This is a genomic window from Streptomyces sp. NPDC002835, assembly GCF_053591995.1.
On record NZ_JBSFUW010000032.1, the window covers coordinates 76,354 to 94,711 of the forward strand.

The window sequence follows — 18,358 nt, forward strand, 5'->3', positions numbered from 1 at the left end:
GTGCTCACGTGCGACTGACCCCGACCGAGCGCGACCGGCTGCTGCTCTTCGGTGCCGCCGAGCTGGCGCGGGCACGCAGAGCCCGGGGCCTGCGGCTCAATGTCCCCGAGGCGACGGCGCTCATCGCGGACACCGTCTGCGAGGCGGCCCGCGACGGCCGCCGGCTCGCGGAGGCCATCGAGGCCGCCCGCTCGGTGCTCGGGGCGGACGACGTCCTCCCGGGCGTCGCGGACGTGGTGACCGAGGTTCATGTGGAGGCCGTCTTCGACGACGGATCCCGGCTCGGTGTCGTCTCCGACCCGTTCCGCGGCGCGGCGGCGGACCCGCGCGAAAACGACCGCGCCCCCGGCGCGCTGCTCCCCGGCCCCGGCGCCGGCTACGCCGATCTCCCGCCCGCCGCGCGGCTGACCGTGCGCAACACCGCGACCGTGCCCGTCAGCGTCACCTCGCACTTCCACTTCTTCGAGGCGAACCCCCGGCTCCGTTTCGACCGCGCCGCGGCGTACGGGATGCGGCTCGCCGTCCCGGCCGGCTCCTCCGTCCGGTTCGACCCGGGCGGCGACGTGGAGGTCGGGCTGCTGCCCATCGGCGGCGAACGGATCGCCATCGGCTTCGCGGGCCTGGTCGACGGCCCGCTGGACGCGCCCGGCGCCAAGGAAGAGGCCCTGCGCAGGGCCGTGGCCTGCGGCTATCTCGGAGCGGAGGAGAACTGATGGACCCGTACGAGTACGCATCCGTGCACGGACCCCGGACGGGGGACCGCGTCGTCCTCGGCGACTCCGGGCTGGTCGTCCGGGTCGAGTCCGACGCGCAGAAGCCCGGCGACGAGTTCCTGGCCGGCTTCGGCAAGACCGCCCGCGACGGCCTCCACCTGAAGGCCGCCGCCGTGCGCGAGACCTGCGACATCGTCATCAGCAACGTCCTGGTGATCGACGCCGTCCAGGGCATCCGCAAGGTGTCCGTCGGCATCCGGGAGGGCCGTATCCACGCCGTCGGCCGGGCCGGGAACCCGGACACCCTCGACGGGGTGGACGTCGTCGTCGGCACCGGCACCTCGATCGTCTCCGGCGAGGGCCTGATCGCCACGGCGGGCGCCGTCGACACCCACGTACACCTGCTCTCCCCGCGGATCATGGAGGCGTCGCTCGCCTCCGGCGTCACCACCGTCATCGGCCAGGAGTTCGGTCCGGTGTGGGGCGTCGGCGTCAACTCGCCCTGGGCGCTGAAGCACGCCTTCAACGCCTTCGACGCCTGGCCCGTGAACATCGGCTTCCTGGCGCGCGGTTCGTCCTCCGACCCGGCGCCGCTCGTCGAGGCGCTGGCCGAGGGCGGCGCGTCCGGGTTCAAGGTCCACGAGGACATGGGCGCGCACACCCGGGCGCTGGACACCGCGCTGCGGGTCGCGGAGGAGCACGACGTCCAGGTCGCGCTGCACAGCGACGGCCTCAACGAGTGCCTGTCCGTCGAGGACACCCTGCGCGTGCTGGACGGGCGGACGATCCATGCCTTCCACATCGAGGGCTGCGGCGGCGGACACGTGCCGAACGTCCTCAAGATGGCGGGCGTGCCGAACGTCATCGGCTCCTCCACCAACCCCACCCTGCCCTTCGGCCGGGACGCGGTCGCCGAGCACTACGGCATGATCGTCTCCGTCCACGACCTCAAGACCGACCTCCCCGGCGACGCCGCCATGGCCCGCGACCGGATCCGGTCCGGGACGATGGGCGCGGAGGACGTGCTGCACGACCTCGGCGCGATCGGCATCACGTCGTCCGACGCGCAGGGCATGGGACGCGCGGGCGAGACCGTACGGCGCACCTTCGCCATGGCCGGGAAGATGAAGGCCGAGCTCGGCCCCATGGACGGCGACGGCGCGCACGACGACAACGCACGTGTCTTGCGCTATATGGCCAAGCTGACCATCAACCCGGCCCTCGCCCACGGCCTCGCGCACGAGATCGGGTCCATCGAGGTGGGCAAGATGGCCGACATCGTGCTGTGGCGGCCCGAGTTCTTCGGCGCGAAGCCGCAGCTGGTGCTGAAGTCCGGCTTCCCCGCGTACGGGGTGGTCGGCGACCCGAACGCGGCAACGGACACCTGCGAACCGCTCGTGCTGGGGCCCCAGTTCGGCGCGTACGGGGCGACGCCGGCCGACATCTCGGTCGCCTTCGTGGCACAGGCCGCGCTCGACGCCGGCTCCGACCTGATGCCCACCCGGCGCCGCCGCGTCGCCGTACGCGGCACCCGCGGCATCGGCCCCCGCGACCTGCTGCTCAACTCCCGCCTCGGGGACGTCTCCGTCGACGGACATACGGGTCTCGTCAGCCTCGACGGCGACCCGATCCGCTCGGAGCCCGCCGAGTCGATCTCCCTCAACCGCCTCTACTTCCTCTGAGGAACCCTCGATGACCTTCCACATGCCCCCCGAGTGGGCCCCGCACGAGCGCACCTGGATGGCCTGGCCCGGCCCCAATCCGACGTTCACCGACGACGCGGAGCTGCTGGAGGCCCGTACGGCCTGGGCGTCGGTGGCCCGCGCGGTGCGGCGCTTCGAGCCGGTGACCGTCATCGCCGGCACGGGCCAGTCCGGCTCCGCACGCGAACTCCTCGGTCCGGGCATCGACATCGTCGAACGGGACCTGGACGACGCGTGGATGCGCGACATCGGCCCCACCTTCGTCACCGACGGCTCCCGGCTCGCGGCCGTCGACTGGGTGTTCAACGGCTGGGGCGCGGCGGACTGGGCGCGCTGGGAGCACGACTCCAAGATCGCCCGCCATGTCGCGGACCTGGCCGGCGTCCCCGTACACCCGTCTCCGCTGGTGAACGAGGGTGGCGCGATCCATGTCGACGGCGAGGGCACCGTCCTGCTCACCGACACCGTGCAGCTCGGCCCCGAGCGCAACCCCGGCTGGTCCCGCGCGGAGGTCGAGGCGGAGATCCACGCCCGGCTCGGCACGAAGAAGGCGATCTGGCTGCCGCGGGGCCTGAGCGGCGACTACGGGATGTACGGCACCCGCGGCCACGTCGACATCGTCGCGGCCTTCGCCCGCCCCGGGGTCGTCGTCGTCCACACCCAGCCCGACCCGTCCCACCCCGACCACGAGCTGTGCAAGGCCAACGTCGCCCTGCTCGCCGCCCAGACGGACGCCAGGGGGCGCCGCCTGGAGGTCGTCGAGGTCCCCGCCCCGACCGTCCTCGTCGACGACGGCGAATGGGTCGACTACTCGTACATCAACCACTACCTCTGCAACGGCGGCGTCGTGCTGTGCGGCTTCGACGACCCCCGCGACGAGATCGCGGCCGGCATCTTCCGGCGCCTCTTCCCGGAGCGGACGGTGACGCTGGTCGACGCGCGGGCGATCTTCGCGGGCGGCGGCGGCATCCACTGCATCACCCAGCAGCAGCCCCGGGTCTGACTCCGGGCCGCCGGCCCCGGACACGCATCCGGTAGAACGTACCCGTGACCAGCTCCAGCCCCGCCGGACCCCGGCGCCGCAACCAGTCCGCACCGCCGCGCGAGGCGCTGCTCGCCGCCGCCATGGCCACCATCGCCGAGCGCGGGCTCGACGGGCTGACCATGGCCGGCCTCGGCCGGCAGGTCGGGATGAGCAGCGGGCACCTCCTCTACTACTTCGGCAGCAAGGACGAGCTGCTGCTGCAGACCCTGGAGTGGAGCGAGGGCCGCCTCGGCGCGGAGCGCGGCGCGCTGCTGTCCCGGCAGGCGCCGGCCCGTGAACGGCTCGACGCGTACATCGACTTGTACGTCCCCGACGGGCCGCGCGACCCGCACTGGACGCTGTGGCTCGAGGTCTGGAACCGCTCGCAGAACGCGGACGCCGACATGCACGGCCGCCAGGCCGCGATCGAGGGCGCCTGGCACCGGGACCTGGTGGCGCTCCTCGCGGAGGGCGTCTCCCGCGGCGAGTTCCGCGCGGTGGACCCGGACCGCTTCGCCACGAGGCTGCGGGCGCTGCTGGACGGCTTCAGCGTGCATGTTGCCGTGGGCATACCGGGGGTGGGGCGGGGATGGGTGCTGGGGCATGTGGGGGAGTTCGTGGGCGAGACGCTGGGGTGACGGCGGCCGCTGCGCGGTGCCTGTTCCCCACCCCGCCCCTTCCCGCTGTACCGATGTGCGGCTCCGCCGCGTGGGGGCAGGCCCCGGGCCCCGTGCCGACCTGCGGGCGGGCGGGCCGGGCTTCGCCCGGGCCCGGTACCGCGCTTCGCGCGGTGGCCTCGATCTCCCCCTACGGCCTGGCGGCCGTGGGTGGGGGCACCTCCCACGCCGCCAGGCGTAGGAGGAGATTGAGGCGCGGGGTTCGGGGCGGAACCCCGGCAAGGCCGGCAAGTCCCAGCCTCGCCGGCGTTTGAGGCGCGGGTCCGGGCGGAGCCGGAGCCCGGTTTCGGGAAGGTGGGGGTCCCCCCGCGGCCGCCGGGCCGCAGGGGGAGGGTAGGGGACAAGCGCCCCGCGCAGCGGAGCGACCGCATCGTGAGACCCGCGTCCACGCCGTGGCGAACCTGTGGCAGACTGCCCCCGTGCTCTCGTTCGCCATGATTATCGGCAACAGCGCGCCGGTCCGCAGTGACCGCTGAACCGTGGACAGCAATCCCGCGGCAGGCGGCACCGTGCCCCAGACCCGCGCGCAGACCTCTCGCACCCGCGAGGGGTTTTTTCGTTTTACGGCCTCACCCACGGCCGAAGGCGAGCGGCGCGCGATGATGGGGGCAAGTGGAGCCAGACATTCCGGAGCCACTCATCCGACAGGAGTCAGGACAGCATGACCACCAACGCAGGCGCCCAGGATCGGCAGGCCGACGACAGTTTCCATGTCTTCGACACGACGCTGCGCGACGGCGCCCAGCGTGAGGGCATCAACCTCACGGTCGCGGACAAGCTGACCATCGCCCGGCACCTGGACGATTTCGGCGTGGGCTTCATCGAGGGCGGCTGGCCGGGGGCGAACCCGCGGGACACCGAGTTCTTCGCCCGCGCCCAGCAGGAGATCACCTTCCGGCACGCGCAGCTCGTCGCGTTCGGCGCGACCCGCCGCCCGGGCGCCAAGGCGAGCGACGACCCCCAGGTCAAGGCGCTGCTGGACAGCGGCGCGCCGGTGGTCACGCTGGTCGCCAAGTCGCACGACCGCCATGTCGAGCTCGCTCTGCGCACCACTCTGGAAGAGAACCTGGAGATGGTCCGCGACACCGTCTCCCACCTGTGCGAGCAGGGCCGCCGCGTGTTCGTGGACTGCGAGCACTTCTTCGACGGCTACCGCGCGAACCCCGAGTACGCCAAGGCCGTCGTGCGGACCGCGCACGAGGCCGGCGCCGACGTCGTCATCCTGTGCGACACCAACGGCGGGATGCTGCCCGCCCAGGTGCAGGCCGTGGTCTCCACCGTCCTCGCCGACACCGGCGCCCGCCTCGGCATCCACGCCCAGGACGACACCGGCTGCGCCGTCGCCAACACCCTGGCCGCCGTCGACGCCGGCGCCACGCACGTCCAGTGCACGGCCAACGGCTACGGCGAGCGGGTCGGCAACGCCAACCTGTTCCCGGTCGTCGCCGCGCTGGAGCTCAAGTACGGCATGAAGGTCCTGCCCGACGGCGCGCTCGCGGACATGACCCGCGTCTCGCACGCCATCGCGGAGGTCGTCAACCTGACGCCCTCCACCCATCAGCCGTACGTGGGTGTCTCCGCCTTCGCCCACAAGGCCGGACTGCACGCGTCCGCGATCAAGGTCGATCCGGATCTTTACCAGCACATCGACCCCGAGCTCGTCGGCAACACGATGCGGATGCTCGTCTCCGACATGGCGGGCCGCGCCTCGATCGAGCTGAAGGGCAAGGAGCTCGGCATCGACCTCGGCGACGACCGCGAACTGGTCGGCCGGGTCGTCGAGCGGGTCAAGGAGCGCGAGCTCCAGGGCTACACCTACGAGGCCGCCGACGCGTCCTTCGAGCTGCTGCTGCGCACGGAGGCGGAGGGCAGGGCCCGCCGCTACTACCGCACCGAGTCCTGGCGGGCGATCGTCGAGGACCGCCCCGACGGCACGCACGCCAACGAGGCCACGGTGAAGCTGTGGGCCAAGGGCGAGCGCATCGTCGCGACCGCGGAAGGCAACGGCCCGGTCAACGCCCTGGACCGGGCGATGCGGATGGGCCTGGAGAAGATCTACCCGCAGCTCGCGAAGTTCGAGCTGATCGACTACAAGGTCCGCATCCTCGAGGGCCGCCACGGCACCGGCTCCACCACCCGCGTGCTCATCACGACCGGCGACGGCACCGGCGAATGGGCCACGGTCGGCGTCGCGGACAACATCATCGCCGCGTCCTGGCAGGCCCTGGAGGACGCGTACACCTACGGCCTGCTGCGCGCCGGCGTCGAACCGACGCAGTAGCCGGCAGCGGGGCGGCCCGGCTCACCGGACCGCCCCGCACCGCAGGCTCTCAGCCCTGCAGCCGCCACTTCTGGTTCGCGGCCCCGGTGCACGACCAGATCTGCGCCCGGGTCCCGTTCGCCGACGCGTGGTCGGAGACGTCCAGGCACTTGTCCGCCGGGACGTTCACCAGGTCGGCGCTGCCCGGCTCGTACCGCCACTGCTGCGCGCCCGAGCCGTTGCAGCTCCACAGCTGGACCTTCGCGCCGTCCGCCGTAGAACCCGAGGTCACGTCGAGACACTTGCCGAGCGCCCGCGCCGAGCCGTCGGCGCCGAGCGTCCAGCGCTGGGCCGCCGAGCCGTTGCAGTCCCAGAGCTGCACCGCCGTACCGTCGGCCGTCGAACCGCCCGCCGCGTCCAGGCACTTGCCGCCCAGTCCCACCAGCGCGCCCGACTGCCCGGAGCCGCCGCCCGACGGGGTGCCCGACCAGGTGAAGGTCGCCGACGTCTTGCCGGGCAGCGAGTACGTGTAGTGCTGCCCGCCCCAGTTGACGGTCATCGAACGCGCGCCCGCCGAGTCGTTGTACGCGATGAGCGCCTTCGAGCCGTCGGGGTTGCGCCAGGCCACGTTCGGTACCGTCGAGCTGCCGGTGGACGCGATCCGGTGCGCGCCGGGCTTCACGAACTTCGTGAGGTGGCCCATCGCGTAATACTCGATCGTGTAGTCGACCTGGCCGTGCCGCGAGTCACCGTTGTGGACGGTGATCAGGCCCTCGCAGGTGCCGCAGCCGCCGTTGTGCGGGCCGCGGTTCTGGTCGACCGCGAGGGACCACTTGGTCACCGACTTCGCCCAGTTACGGGTGTAGTCGATGATGTTCATCATGTCCTCGCGCTGCTGGTTCGCGATCCAGGTGCCGCCGGAGTGCTCGGTCTGGAAGGCGTCGAGCTGCGGGTACCGGTTGTGGACCTCCGTCTGCTTCGAGACGTTCCCGCCGTAGCCGTGCCAGGCGACGCCGCCGAAGTTCGGGTGGCTGCGCACCGCCGCGTCGTCCACCGTCTGCGCCGCGTACGCGTCGTAGGTGTCCCAGTTCCAGTCGTGGGCGAGCACCTTGGTCGGCAGGCCCGCGTTCGCGAGCTTCGGCAGCAGCTCGTTCTTGGTGAAGTACGCGAGTCCGGAGGCGTTCCAGCTCATCGACGGATAGCCGGAGCAGCACGTCGGCTCGTTCTGCGCGGTGACGTAGTCGACCGGGACGCCCTGGTCGCGCCATGCCTGGAGATACCTGACGAAGTAGTCGGCGTACGTGCCGTAGTTCTCGGCCTTCAGCCAGCCGCCGTTCAGCTGCCCGCTGTCCTTCATCCACGCCGGCGCGGTCCACGGCGAGGCGACCACGGTCAGCGAGGGGTTGAGCTGCTCGGCCTGCTTCGTCAGCGGGAGCACGTCCTGGAGATCGTGCGCGATCGAGAACCTCGACAGGGCGGGGTCCGTCTGCCCGGCCGGCAGGTCGTTGTACGTGTAGCCGAAACGCGCCAGGTCCGAGCCGCCCATCGGATTGCGCACGAAGGACAGGCCGATGCCGTCGGTCGGGGAGAACAGCTTGCGCATCGTCTCGTCCCGGGTGGCCTGCGACAGCGCCCCGCTGCCCTTCATCAGCCAGGCGGCGGTGTCGGTGAAGGACGCGCCGCCGCCGCTGAAGGTCTGGTAGCGGGTGTTCTCGTCGACGGTGATGCCGGTACCGCCGCCGCCCGTGCCCGGCTGGAAGTTGAGCGGCGCCTGCTGCTGCAGTCCGCGGGTGACGTGGCGGCCGCCGCTGTCGTCGGTCGTGGTGAGCCAGACGTTCACCTGCTCGCCGGCCGCCTGGGCGGAACCGGCGCTCAGGCCGGTCAGCCCGGCCGCGGTGAGCGCGCCGGCCAGCAGGATACGGACGGTTCTCATCGGTCGTGGTGCCATGGGGACGGCCCTCTCGACTGAGGTGGGGGGACGGGGCGTGAGTGAACTCCCGCCAGGGGCACCCGTCAAGACCTCGCGCATTCAGCTCCTGAACGCACAACTCGCCGACGAGCGCGCGAACTTGGGATTCCGCGGATTTCGGCGTGAAGTATTGACGACGGCGTGGCCCCGCTGTTGACTCACCGCACATCGCCGGAACCGGTTCCGGCAGCGGTTCCGGTACCGGTACCAGGACTCGACGCGGAGGCCCTTCGATGCGTGTCACCATCGCCGACGTCGCACGTGAGGCGGGGGTCAGCAAGACCACCGTCTCCCGGGTGCTGAACACCAAGGCCGATGTCGACGCCGGCACGGCCGCCCGTGTTCGTGAAGTGATCGATTCCCTCGGCTATGTGCCGAGCTCCGGCGCGGTCGGGCTGGCCCGCGGCCGCAGCCGTACGGTTGCGATGCTGACGCCGCCGCTCACCTGGCCGTGGATGGGGGAGGTGCTCCAGGGCGTGGTGGACACCGTCGAGGCCGCCGGATACGGCCTGCTGCTGTTCACCTGCAACCGGGGCGCCGAGTCCGTCGACCACTTCGTCAGCCAGGTCTCGGCCCGGGCGTTCGACGGACTGCTGGTCATCGAACCGGAGAACACCCTCGACACCATCACCGCGATGCACCGGCGCGGGCTGCCCGTCGTCCTCATCGACGACCGGGGCCACCACCCCGAGTTCCCGTCCGTCGCCACCACCAACCGGGAGGGCGGGGCGTCGGCCGCCCGCCATCTGCTCGGCGCCGGACGCACCCGGCCCCTCCTCGTCACCGGCCCGGCCGGTTTCGGCTGCGTACGGGACCGGACCGAGGGGTTCGTGGGCGTCCTGCCCACGGATCTCGTCGTCGAGGGCGAGTTCACGGAGGCGTCGGGCCGGCACGCCGTCGAGCAGGCGCTCGCGGCCGGTCTTTCCTTCGACTCGGTCTTCGCGCACAACGACCTCATCGCGGCGGGCGTGCTGCGGGCCCTGCGCGCCGCCGGCCGCCGCGTCCCCGAGGACATCGCCGTCGTCGGCTTCGACGACATCCCCATGGCCGGGCACACCACGCCCCCGCTGACCACGGTGCGCCAGCCGATGCGGCGGATGGGCGAAACGGCGGCGGGGCTGCTGCTCGCCCGGCTCGCCGGGGAGGCGATCGGGGACGAGCCGGTCGTGCTGCCCACCGAGCTCGTCGTCCGCGGCTCGGCCCCCGGCGGCTGAACCGGTCCGGCGCCGCACACACCGGCGGGCGCCGACAGCCACGGCCGCACCGCCCCCGACCACCCGCACGCCCGCGCCGAGGGCCCCTCCCCGGGGCCCGTGCGCCCCGGCCGCCCGTACACCCCCGCCTCCGGCGGGGCCGTCCCGTACAGAAGGAGCCGCACATGCCAGGAACCCGCCGGCCAAGACCACGGCCCGGACCGCGTCGGGCGGGTACGGCCCTGATCACGGCCACCGCCGTACTCGGCTCGCTGCTCGCCGGAGCACTGCCGAGCGCGGCCGCGACCGCCGCGGACGAGCCCGCTCCGGTGCCCGTCGACCGGTTCGAGGGAGAGGTCCCGTTCGCCGAACCGCCGGCCGAGGGCATCTTCACCTGGGGCAGCGACAGCGACGACCGGCCCACCCTGCAGATCAAGGAGCGGGCCGACGCCCCCGAGGGCGACAAGGCACTCGAAGGCAGCTACGACATCAGCGGCTGGGGCGGCCTCAGCCACGAGTACGCCGTCGACGAGCCGCCCCGGGACTGGACCGCGCACAAGGGCGTCCGCTTCTGGTGGTACGGCCAGAACACCGCGCCGCTGCCGCCCGGTTCGGGCAAGCGCGTCAACTTCGAGATCAAGGACGGCGGCACGTCCGGCGGCGCGTCCGAGCTGTGGACGACGTCGTTCACCGACGACTGGGAGGGCTGGCACCTCGTAGAGATCCCGTTCGCCGACTTCGTCTACCGCGCCGACTACCAGCCCGTCGGCGGCATCGACCAGGTCCTCGGCCTGAACGAGATGTGGGGCTGGGCGCTCACCCTCCCCACCGGCGCCCCCGGTGCCTTCGCCATGGACGGCCTGGAGCTGTACGGCAAGGCCGACCCCGCCCTCAAGGCCAAGGTCGTCACCGGCGCCGCCGTCCACCCCGTGGACGAGGGCGGCACCGCCCAGGTGAAGATCTCCGTCGCCACCACCGGATCGGGCCCGACCGAGGAGCCCGTCACCGTCGAGTACGCGACGGACGGCGGCAGCGCCGAGCCCGGCGAGGACTACGAGCCGGTCGCCGGTTCCGTCACCTTCCCGGCCGGCACCGCCTCCGGCACCTCCCGCACGGTCTCCGTCGCCACCACGAAGGACCGGTCCGCCGAGTCCGCGGAGACGATCCCGCTCACCCTGACCGTCACCGGCGCCAAGGCGCCCGCGGAGACGCCCCAGGTCGTCGTCAACGCCCACGGCCTGCCGTACCAGAACCCCAGGCTGCCGGTGAAGAAGCGCGTCGCCGACCTGCTCTCGCGGATGTCGCTCGCCGAGAAAGCGGGCCAGATGACGCAGGCCGAGCGCAACGCCCTCAGGTCCCAGGGCGACATCGCCGTCTACGACCTCGGCTCGCTGTTGTCCGGCGGCGGCTCCGTGCCCACCCCGAACGCGCCGGAGGCGTGGGCAGGGATGGTCGACGCCTACCAGCTCCGGGCGCAGGCCACCCGCTTCCAGATCCCGCTGATCTACGGCGTCGACGCGGTCCACGGACACAACAACGTCATCGGCTCGACGATCATGCCGCACAACATCGGCATCGGCGCCGGACGCGACCCGAAGCTCGCCGCGCGGACCGGCGCGGTCACCGCCAAGGAGGTCCGCGCCACCGGCATCCCGTGGGACTTCGCGCCCTGCCTGTGCGTCACCCGCGACGAGCGCTGGGGCCGCTCCTACGAGGCGTTCGGCGAGGACCCGGCCCTGGTGACCGCCATGGAGACGGTGATCCAGGGCATGCAGGGCGCCCGCAACGGCAAGGACCTGGACCGCAACGACAAGGTGCTCACCAGCGCCAAGCACTTCGTCGGCGACGGCGGCACCGGGTTCGGTTCGTCGACGACCGGCTCTTACACCATCGACCAGGGCGTCACCCGGGTCACCCGCGAGGAACTGGAGGCCGTCCACCTCGCGCCGTTCGCGGAGGCCGTCAAACGCGGCGCCGGCACGGTCATGCCCTCGTACTCGTCGCTCGACGTCATCGGCGACGGCGCGGGCCCGGTGAAGATGCACGCCCACGCCGAGATGATCAACGGAGTCCTCAAGGACCGGATGGGCTTCGACGGCTTCGTAATCAGCGACTGGCAGGCCATCGACCAGATCCCCGGCGACTACCCGAGCGACGTGCGCACCTCCGTCAACGCCGGTCTCGACATGATCATGGTCCCGACCAACTACCAGGACTTCGCCAGGACACTTCAGGACGAGGTCCGGGCCGGGCGCATCAGCGAGGCGCGGATCGACGACGCGGTGTCCCGCATCCTGACCCAGAAGTTCAAGCTGGGCCTCTTCGAGCAGCCCTACGCCGACACCACGCACCTCGACGCGATCGGCTCCGCCGAGCACCGCGCGGTGGCCCGCGAGGCCGTCGCCAAGTCCCAGGTGCTGCTGAAGAACGACGGCGGCGTGCTGCCGCTGAAGAAGTCGCAGAAGGTGTACGTCGCCGGGTCCAACGCCGACGACCTCGGCAACCAGGCCGGCGGCTGGACCATCAGCTGGCAGGGCTCCTCCGGCGCGATCACCACCGGCACCACCATCCTCGAGGGCATGAGGAAGGCCGCGCCCGACGCCGTCATCGACTACTCGAAGGACGCCTCCGCCCCCACCGACGGCTACGACGTCGGCGTGGTCGTCGTCGGCGAGACCCCGTACGCGGAGGGCCTGGGCGATGTCGGCAACGGCCACGACCTGGAGCTGACCGCCGCCGACCGGGCGGCCGTCGACACGGTGTGCGCCGCGATGGAGTGCGCCGTCCTGGTCGTCTCCGGCCGGCCGCAGCTGATCGGCGACCGGCTCGCCGGAATCGACGCGCTCGTCGCCTCCTGGCTCCCGGGCACCGAGGGCGACGGCGTCGCGGACGTCCTGTACGGCACGCGGCCCTTCACCGGCCAGCTCCCGGTGACCTGGCCCAGGTCCGAGGCGCAGCTCCCGGTCAACGTCGGCGACGCGGCGTACGACCCGCAGTTCCCGTACGGCTGGGGCCTGACCACGCTGCGGGAAACCCCCGGCGGTGGTGAACGGACCCTCAAGGCGCTCGCCCTCGCGGCGAAGGTCCTCCAGGCGACCGGCCAGGGCGGATCCGAGCAGGCGCGGAAGGTGGTCGGCACGGCGCGGCTGATCGTCCAGCAGAAGATCGGCCAGGACATCACGGAGGCGTCGGCGAAGCCCTTCGCCGAGGCGGACCACCTGCTGCTCACCGGCCGGCCCTCGGCGGCGGTCGCCGAGCTGACCGCCGCCTACCGCGCGGGCTGACCGGATCCTCGGCGGCGGCATCCGGCAGGGCGGATGCCGCCGCCGAGTCGTTTCCCGGTCCGGACAGATGTCCCGATTGGCCCGGTTGGAGTACCTTCGGGGTATGAGGATACGGCCGTTCACGTTGGTGTCGGCCCTCTCGGGGCTGACCCTGTTGCTGCTCCTGATCCTGGCCCCGGCGTCCGGCGCGGCGGTCAAGGCTTCGGGAATCCCGGATGCCGCCGACGCCCTGAAACAGGGCCCGGTCTACGTCCACCCGGCCATGGCCGACGAAATGCCACGGGCCGAGGCGGACGCTCTGGCGAACCGGATCGAGGAGGCGGACAAGCCGGTCTTCGTGGCGGTGCTGCCGAAGACCGCCGAGTTCCCGCCCGACGACCTGCTGCGCAACCTGCGCACCGAGACCGGCATCACCGGTCTGTACGCCGTACGCCTCGGCGACGGCTTCGACGCCGGGGCCGACTCCGTCGTGATGCCCGGCCGGGCCGTCGACAATCTGACCAGCGCGGTGAAGGGCGGCGGACCGGTCGACGCGGCCACCCAGCTCGAGAACTTCGTGGACCAGGCCCTGCCGCAGGTCAGGGGCAGCGCACCGGCCTCCTGGAACCCCGGCTCCGGTGACGGCGAGGACTCCGGCGCGGGCGGCCTGATCGTCCTCGGCGGGCTCGCGGCCGCCGGCGGCGCCGGTGCCTACGCGATCGTCCGCGCCAAGCGCCGCCGCGAGGCGGAGGAGGAGCGCGCGGCCCTCGAGCAGCTCCGGGTCGTCGTGGACGAGGACATCACCGCCTTCGGCGAGGAGCTCGACCGGCTGGACTTCCACCCCTCGGAGAAGGGCGCGGACGACGCCATGCGCGCCGACTACGAGCGGGCCCTCGACTCGTACGACACCGCGAAGTCCCGGATGGGCGCCGCGCAGCACCCCGGGGACGTCCGCGGCGTCACCGAGGCGCTGGACGACGGCCGGTTCTCGCTCGCCGTCCTGGCCGCCCGCCGGGAGGGCCGGCCCCTGCCGGAGCGCCGCGCGCCCTGCTTCTTCGACCCGCGCCACGGGCTGTCGGTCAAGGACATCTCCTGGGCCCCGGCCGGCGGCGCCGTCCGTGACGTCCCGGTGTGCGCGGCGGACGCCGCCCGCGTCGAGGAGGGCCAGGACCCGATGGCCCGCACCGTCGAGACCGGCTACGGCCGCCGCCCCTACTGGGAGGCCGGACCGGCGTACGGCCCCTGGGCCGGCGGCTACTTCGGCGGCGGCATCCTTCCCGGCCTGCTCATGGGCACCATGCTCGGCCACATGCTCGCCAGCCCGGCCTACGCGGCCGACTACGGCGCCGGCGAGTTCGGCGGCGGTGAGTACGGCGGCGGCGACGTCTCGGGCGGCGACTTCAACGCATCCGACTTCGACGGAGGCGGCGGCGGTGACTGGGGCGGCGGCTTCGGCGGCGGAGGTTTCGGCGGCGGCTTCGACGGCGGCGGTTTCTAGAGCGGCTGCCGACAGCCACGGCTGACTCGGCAGGCAGGACGCCTGTACGGCAACCGTGTGGGCATACGACGGAACTCTGCTACGGACCGTAGGGATCTACTACGCTCCGTGCTTGGCTCGGTCGTATGCGCAACCGAACCAGGCTCAGAGCCTTCGCCGCCGTCTCCGTCACGGCCCTGCTGGCGGCTGCCGGACCGCTGTCCGCCACCGCCCAGTCCGCCGCACCCGCCCCCGAGATCGCCCCGCTGCACCGGTCGGCGAACGCCGTGCCGGGGCGCTACATCGTGACCCTCGCCGACACCGCGGACACCGCGGCGATGACGGGCGAGGTCGGCGTCAAGGCGCTCTACACCTACCGGGCCGCGCTGCGGGGGTTCGCGGCCGACCTGACCACCGAGCAGCTGCGGCAGGTCCGGCTGCTGCCCGGCGTCGTGGCCGTGGAGGAGGACGCCACCGTCAAGGCCGTCACCGGCGCCCCCGCGTCGCTCGCCCCGGCCGCCTCCTGGGGCCTGGACCGGGTCGACCAGCGGCGACTGCCGCTCGACGGCGGCTTCACCGCGGCCGGCAACGGCCAGGCCGTCAACGCGTACATCCTCGACACCGGCATCGACTACGCGCACAGCGAGTTCGGCGGCCGGGCCGTGTTCGGCTACGACGCCGTCGGCGACGGGCGCCGCGGCCAGGACTGCCAGGGCCACGGGACCCATGTCGCGGGCACCGTCGGCGGCAGGACGTACGGGGTGGCCACCAAGGCGTCGCTGGTGAGCGTCCGCGTGCTGGACTGCGAGGGTGGCGGCACCGTGTCCGGGGTCATCGCCGGGATGGACTGGGTGGCGGCCAACGCCGTGCAGCCGGCCGTGCTCAACGCCTCGCTCGGCGGCGACAAGTCGACCGCCGTGAACAACGCGGCCGACGCCCTCGCCGACAGCGGCGTCCTGCCCGTCGTCGCGGCCGGCAACGGGGTGCAGAACGCCTGCAACGTCTCGCCCGCCTCTGCGGAGCGGGTGCTCACCGTGGGGGCGACCAACTCCTCGGACCAGGAGACCGACTTCTCCAACTACGGCGCCTGCCTGGCGCTCTACGCCCCCGGCGCCTCGATCGAGTCCGCCAGGCTCGGCGGCGGCAGCGTCGCCCTGAACGGCACCTCGATGGCGTCCCCGCACGTCGCGGGCGTCGCCGCCCTCTACAAGTCGGAGCATCCGACGGCGACCGCGACGGAGGTGGCGGGCTGGCTCGTCGACAAGTCGACCAAGGACGTGGTGACCGGCATCAGCCCCGGCTCGCCCAACCGACTGCTCCACACCGGCGGACTCTGATCCGCCGCCCCGGCGCCGCCCGGGGGAACGCACGCCGGCGGGGCCGGGAGAGTCCCGGCCCCGCCGTGGCGGTGCGTGCGCGCGGCCGGTCAGGCGGCCGGCGCGGCCTTGATCGCGGAGATGTCGAAGGTCAGCCTGACCTTGTCGCTGACCATCACGCCACCGGCCTCCAGCGCCGCGTTCCAGGTCAGACCCCAGTTGGAGCGCAGGATCTCGGCGCCGCCCTCGAAGCCGACGCGCTCGTTGCCGTAGACGTCGGTGGCCGCGCCCTGGAACTCGAGGTCGATGGCGAGCGGGCGCGTGACGTCCTTGATCGTCAGGTCCCCGGTGATCCGGTACTTGTCGCCACCGAGCTGCTCGGCGCCGGTGGAGCGGAACGTCATCTTCGGGAACTTCTCCGCGTCGAAGAAGTCTGCGCTGCGCAGGTGGGCGTCGCGGTCGGCCATGCCCGTGTCGACGGACGCGATGTCGACGTCGATGGAGGCGGTGGAGCGGGAGGGGTCCGTGCCGTCGAGGCGCAGGGTGCCCTCGTGCTGGGCGAAGTTGCCGCGGACGTTGGTGACCATGGCGTGCCGGACGGTGAAGCCGATGCTGCTGTGCGCGGGGTCGATCGTGTACTCACCGGTGAGAGCCGCGAGTGCGGGGTCCACGGCGGCGACGGCGGTGGTGGTGGCGCCGGCGGTGTCGTTCTTGCGGTTGAAGAGGCCCATGACTGCTCCTTGTGGGGACGGGCGCCGGGGGAGCTCCCTGCGCTGTTGTTCAAGCTTCAACGACTTCGACTGTAGCGGCATTCCGTTCAACATTCAACATCTTCGGAATGTGCCGCACCGTGACGTCGTGCGCCGCCCCTGAAACGCGCCGTGCGGGCGTCCGGCCCCCCGGACCGGACGCCCGCACGGGCTTGCTGGGGAATACGAGGGATCAGGACCCGACGCTCACCGTGAACCGCCGCGGATTTCCGTCGTGCGCCGCACCCGAGACGTCCGGCTGCCCGTCCGGGCGGACGTCGTCGTACGGGAAGGCGTAGCCGATGGGCGCGTGGGCGTGGACGGCGCGTGCCCAGTGGTTGGTCGACGGGTCGCGGTAGTAGTCGGCCGCCGTCGCGCCGTTCGGCTGGTCGGGGTGGGTCAGCAGGGTCGTCCGGTTGAAGGCGGCGGAGATCCGCGCCACCAGCGCCTTCTTGTCGTCCGGGTCGCCCGGGTTGTTGGTGAACGGCCCGTGGTTGCAGGTGAAGACGTCGCGCGAGGACGGCTTGGCGAAGGTGTGGCCGCCCTGGAAGGTCAGCACGTCGCCGCTGACCCGCCCGGCGAGCACGCCCCGGCCGCCCTGGAGGTCCACCCGCAGGTCCTCGGCGCGGTACTTCTCCCAGACCCGGTCGATGTAGCCGGCGAAGGCGTCCCGGAACGGCATCTCGGCCGGCCGGTCGAAGTACGGCGCCATGACCGTCTGCGGGGAGGTGACGCGCAGGACCCTGCCGTCGCCGCCGCGGATGACCAGCTTGTCCCAGGGCTGGCCGTCCCTCGCCGCCTGGGCGGTGAGATCGTCCGCGATCCGCTCCATGGCCCCCTCCGGCAGCGGGGCGACGGCGTGGGTCGCGTCGCCGGTCAGGGTGAGGCCGATGGGCAGCGCGGTGACGAGGTCGACGTAGCTGATGTTGGCGTAGAGCTGCTGCGCGTTGAAGGTGAACTCGCAGAACGACCAGGTGCGGCCGTAGTTGGGGTCGGCGGGTGTGGCGAAGGCCGGTTCGACCAGCGACGGGCCGGGGTTCACGAAGAAGTCCAGCTTCCCGTCGCGCACGAAGTAGACGCGCGCCCCGAACATCCGCGGCAGGGTCAGCACGACCGGTCCCTCGCCGGCGCCCCTCAGCGGGATGGCGCAGTCCACACCCAGCGGGGTCTGCGGCGCCGAGGGGTTGGCCGGCTTGTGGACGCTGCCGTCGGCGCGCAGCAGCCCCCAGTCGCCGGAGCCGTCCTCGTGGCCGGTGACGTAGGCGTGCACCGTGCCGGACAGCGACTTGTTCTCCAGGGCCAGCTCACAGGTGGTGGGCGCGGCCCCCGCGTCGGGACTGAGAGCGCTTCCCCAGGCGGGATGGGTGAGCGCGGTCGCGGTCGCGGCGGCGCCGGTCAGAAAGAGTCGACGGGATATCACGGGATGAACTCCTGGCGCTGTGGGGGGAGTTGTGGGGAAGCCCCACTCTTGCCACGGGTCCGGACGACGTCAAGAGTTATGGCTGAGAGCGCTCTCGGAATGGCTGTGTCTTCACAGGTCGTCACCACGGGCGGGGGCCTGGTCGCCTCCGGTGAGCGGCCCCGTACGGTGGGGCCGCGCACCCGGATTAACCCGAGCAGCGCACACCCCTCGGCGTGGCTGTGACATGACTCTCCGCCGACCGGCTTGTCGGACCTCAACAAAGCCACACCCGTCTGAGCTGGCGGTTGGCGCTCTGTGCGAAATGGTTCTGTGAGACCCCCACAGGAGAACAGGCAGGAGACTGTACGGAGTCGACGGCGGGGTTTCCTCGGTGCGATCCGTAGGGTTCGATGCATGACCGTTTTGGACGAGACCACCAGCGAGCCGAGCGACGCACGCGGCCGTGTGGCCGAGCTGCACGAGATCCGTGAGCAGGCGCTGCGGGGACCGAGTGAGAAGGCGACCGAGGCGCAGCATGCGAAGGGCAAGCTGACGGCCCGGGAGCGGATCGCGCTGCTGTTGGACGAGGGATCGTTCCGTGAGGTGGAGCAG

13 protein-coding genes are annotated in these 18,358 nt (G+C 72.3%); 10 read left to right on the plus strand and 3 right to left on the minus strand.

Annotation, left to right across the window (positions count from 1 at the left end):
- Nucleotides 1-8: 8 nt before the first annotated feature.
- From ureA to cimA, 5 genes are all read left to right on the plus strand, one after another.
- The gene (gene ureA, locus ACWD01_RS28070; RefSeq protein ID WP_451165583.1) at nucleotides 9-713 is read left to right on the plus strand and encodes an urease subunit gamma; all 705 of its coding nucleotides are present in this window, start codon (nucleotides 9-11) and stop codon (nucleotides 711-713) included.
- The gene (locus tag ACWD01_RS28075) at nucleotides 713-2,395 is read left to right on the plus strand and encodes an urease subunit alpha (RefSeq protein WP_451165584.1); all 1,683 of its coding nucleotides are present in this window, start codon (nucleotides 713-715) and stop codon (nucleotides 2,393-2,395) included. The genes ureA and ACWD01_RS28075 overlap by 1 nt, the downstream gene beginning before the upstream one ends.
- Before the next feature lie 10 nt (nucleotides 2,396-2,405).
- Nucleotides 2,406-3,419 (plus strand): agmatine deiminase family protein, encoded by a 1,014-nt coding sequence (locus tag ACWD01_RS28080; protein WP_451165585.1) that lies wholly within the window; start codon nucleotides 2,406-2,408, stop codon nucleotides 3,417-3,419.
- Nucleotides 3,420-3,463: 44 nt separating this feature from the next.
- Nucleotides 3,464-4,078: a TetR/AcrR family transcriptional regulator gene (locus ACWD01_RS28085; RefSeq protein ID WP_451165586.1), complete on the plus strand. Its 615-nt coding sequence runs from the start codon at nucleotides 3,464-3,466 to the stop codon at nucleotides 4,076-4,078.
- A 700-nt stretch (nucleotides 4,079-4,778) separates the two neighbouring features.
- Nucleotides 4,779-6,398, plus strand: a complete 1,620-nt coding sequence (cimA, locus tag ACWD01_RS28090; RefSeq protein WP_451165587.1) for a citramalate synthase — start codon at nucleotides 4,779-4,781, stop codon at nucleotides 6,396-6,398.
- A gap of 49 nt (nucleotides 6,399-6,447) precedes the next feature.
- On the opposite strand, the gene ACWD01_RS28095 is transcribed toward cimA, so the two are convergent.
- On the minus strand, nucleotides 6,448-8,310 hold the full coding sequence (locus tag ACWD01_RS28095) for a ricin-type beta-trefoil lectin domain protein (RefSeq protein WP_451165588.1): 1,863 nt from the start codon (nucleotides 8,308-8,310) through the stop codon (nucleotides 6,448-6,450).
- 269 nt (nucleotides 8,311-8,579) lie between these two features.
- Between ACWD01_RS28095 and ACWD01_RS28100 the strand changes: the two genes are divergently transcribed.
- The 4 genes from ACWD01_RS28100 (at nucleotide 8,580) to ACWD01_RS28115 (ending at nucleotide 15,616) form a co-directional block, all read left to right on the plus strand.
- Entirely contained in the window at nucleotides 8,580-9,560 is a 981-nt protein-coding gene (locus tag ACWD01_RS28100; protein WP_451165589.1) for a LacI family DNA-binding transcriptional regulator, read from the plus strand.
- A 164-nt stretch (nucleotides 9,561-9,724) separates the two neighbouring features.
- Nucleotides 9,725-12,823: a glycoside hydrolase family 3 N-terminal domain-containing protein gene (locus ACWD01_RS28105; protein WP_451165590.1), complete on the plus strand. Its 3,099-nt coding sequence runs from the start codon at nucleotides 9,725-9,727 to the stop codon at nucleotides 12,821-12,823.
- A gap of 103 nt (nucleotides 12,824-12,926) precedes the next feature.
- Nucleotides 12,927-14,300, plus strand: a complete 1,374-nt coding sequence (locus ACWD01_RS28110) for a hypothetical protein (RefSeq protein WP_451165591.1) — start codon at nucleotides 12,927-12,929, stop codon at nucleotides 14,298-14,300.
- A gap of 125 nt (nucleotides 14,301-14,425) precedes the next feature.
- Complete coding sequence (locus tag ACWD01_RS28115; protein ID WP_451165592.1) at nucleotides 14,426-15,616, plus strand: S8 family peptidase; 1,191 nt, start codon at nucleotides 14,426-14,428, stop codon at nucleotides 15,614-15,616.
- Between the two features lie 89 nt (nucleotides 15,617-15,705).
- Here ACWD01_RS28115 and ACWD01_RS28120 read toward each other — a convergent pair whose 3' ends face one another.
- On the minus strand, nucleotides 15,706-16,326 hold the full coding sequence (locus ACWD01_RS28120; protein ID WP_451165593.1) for a YceI family protein: 621 nt from the start codon (nucleotides 16,324-16,326) through the stop codon (nucleotides 15,706-15,708).
- Nucleotides 16,327-16,537: 211 nt separating this feature from the next.
- The gene (locus ACWD01_RS28125; RefSeq protein ID WP_451165594.1) at nucleotides 16,538-17,764 is read right to left on the minus strand and encodes a glycoside hydrolase family 64 protein; all 1,227 of its coding nucleotides are present in this window, start codon (nucleotides 17,762-17,764) and stop codon (nucleotides 16,538-16,540) included.
- Nucleotides 17,765-18,160: 396 nt separating this feature from the next.
- Between ACWD01_RS28125 and ACWD01_RS28130 the strand changes: the two genes are divergently transcribed.
- A partial coding sequence (locus ACWD01_RS28130; protein WP_351975203.1) for a carboxyl transferase domain-containing protein occupies nucleotides 18,161-18,358 on the plus strand: 198 nt, incomplete at its 3' end.

Bases quoted from the DNA above. Each gene is read 5' to 3' on its own strand.
- ACWD01_RS28100 (WP_451165589.1), top strand. From the start codon at position 8,580: ATGCGTGTCACCATCGCCGACGTCGCACGTGAGGCGGGGGTCAGCAAG.
- cimA (WP_451165587.1), top strand. From the start codon at position 4,779: ATGACCACCAACGCAGGCGCCCAGGATCGGCAGGCCGACGACAGTTTC.
- ACWD01_RS28080 (WP_451165585.1), top strand. From the start codon at position 2,406: ATGACCTTCCACATGCCCCCCGAGTGGGCCCCGCACGAGCGCACCTGG.
- ACWD01_RS28120 (WP_451165593.1), bottom strand. From the start codon at position 16,326: ATGGGCCTCTTCAACCGCAAGAACGACACCGCCGGCGCCACCACCACC.
- ACWD01_RS28105 (WP_451165590.1), top strand. From the start codon at position 9,725: ATGCCAGGAACCCGCCGGCCAAGACCACGGCCCGGACCGCGTCGGGCG.
- ACWD01_RS28095 (WP_451165588.1), bottom strand. From the start codon at position 8,310: ATGAGAACCGTCCGTATCCTGCTGGCCGGCGCGCTCACCGCGGCCGGG.
- ACWD01_RS28075 (WP_451165584.1), top strand. From the start codon at position 713: ATGGACCCGTACGAGTACGCATCCGTGCACGGACCCCGGACGGGGGAC.
- ACWD01_RS28115 (WP_451165592.1), top strand. From the start codon at position 14,426: ATGCGCAACCGAACCAGGCTCAGAGCCTTCGCCGCCGTCTCCGTCACG.
- ACWD01_RS28110 (WP_451165591.1), top strand. From the start codon at position 12,927: ATGAGGATACGGCCGTTCACGTTGGTGTCGGCCCTCTCGGGGCTGACC.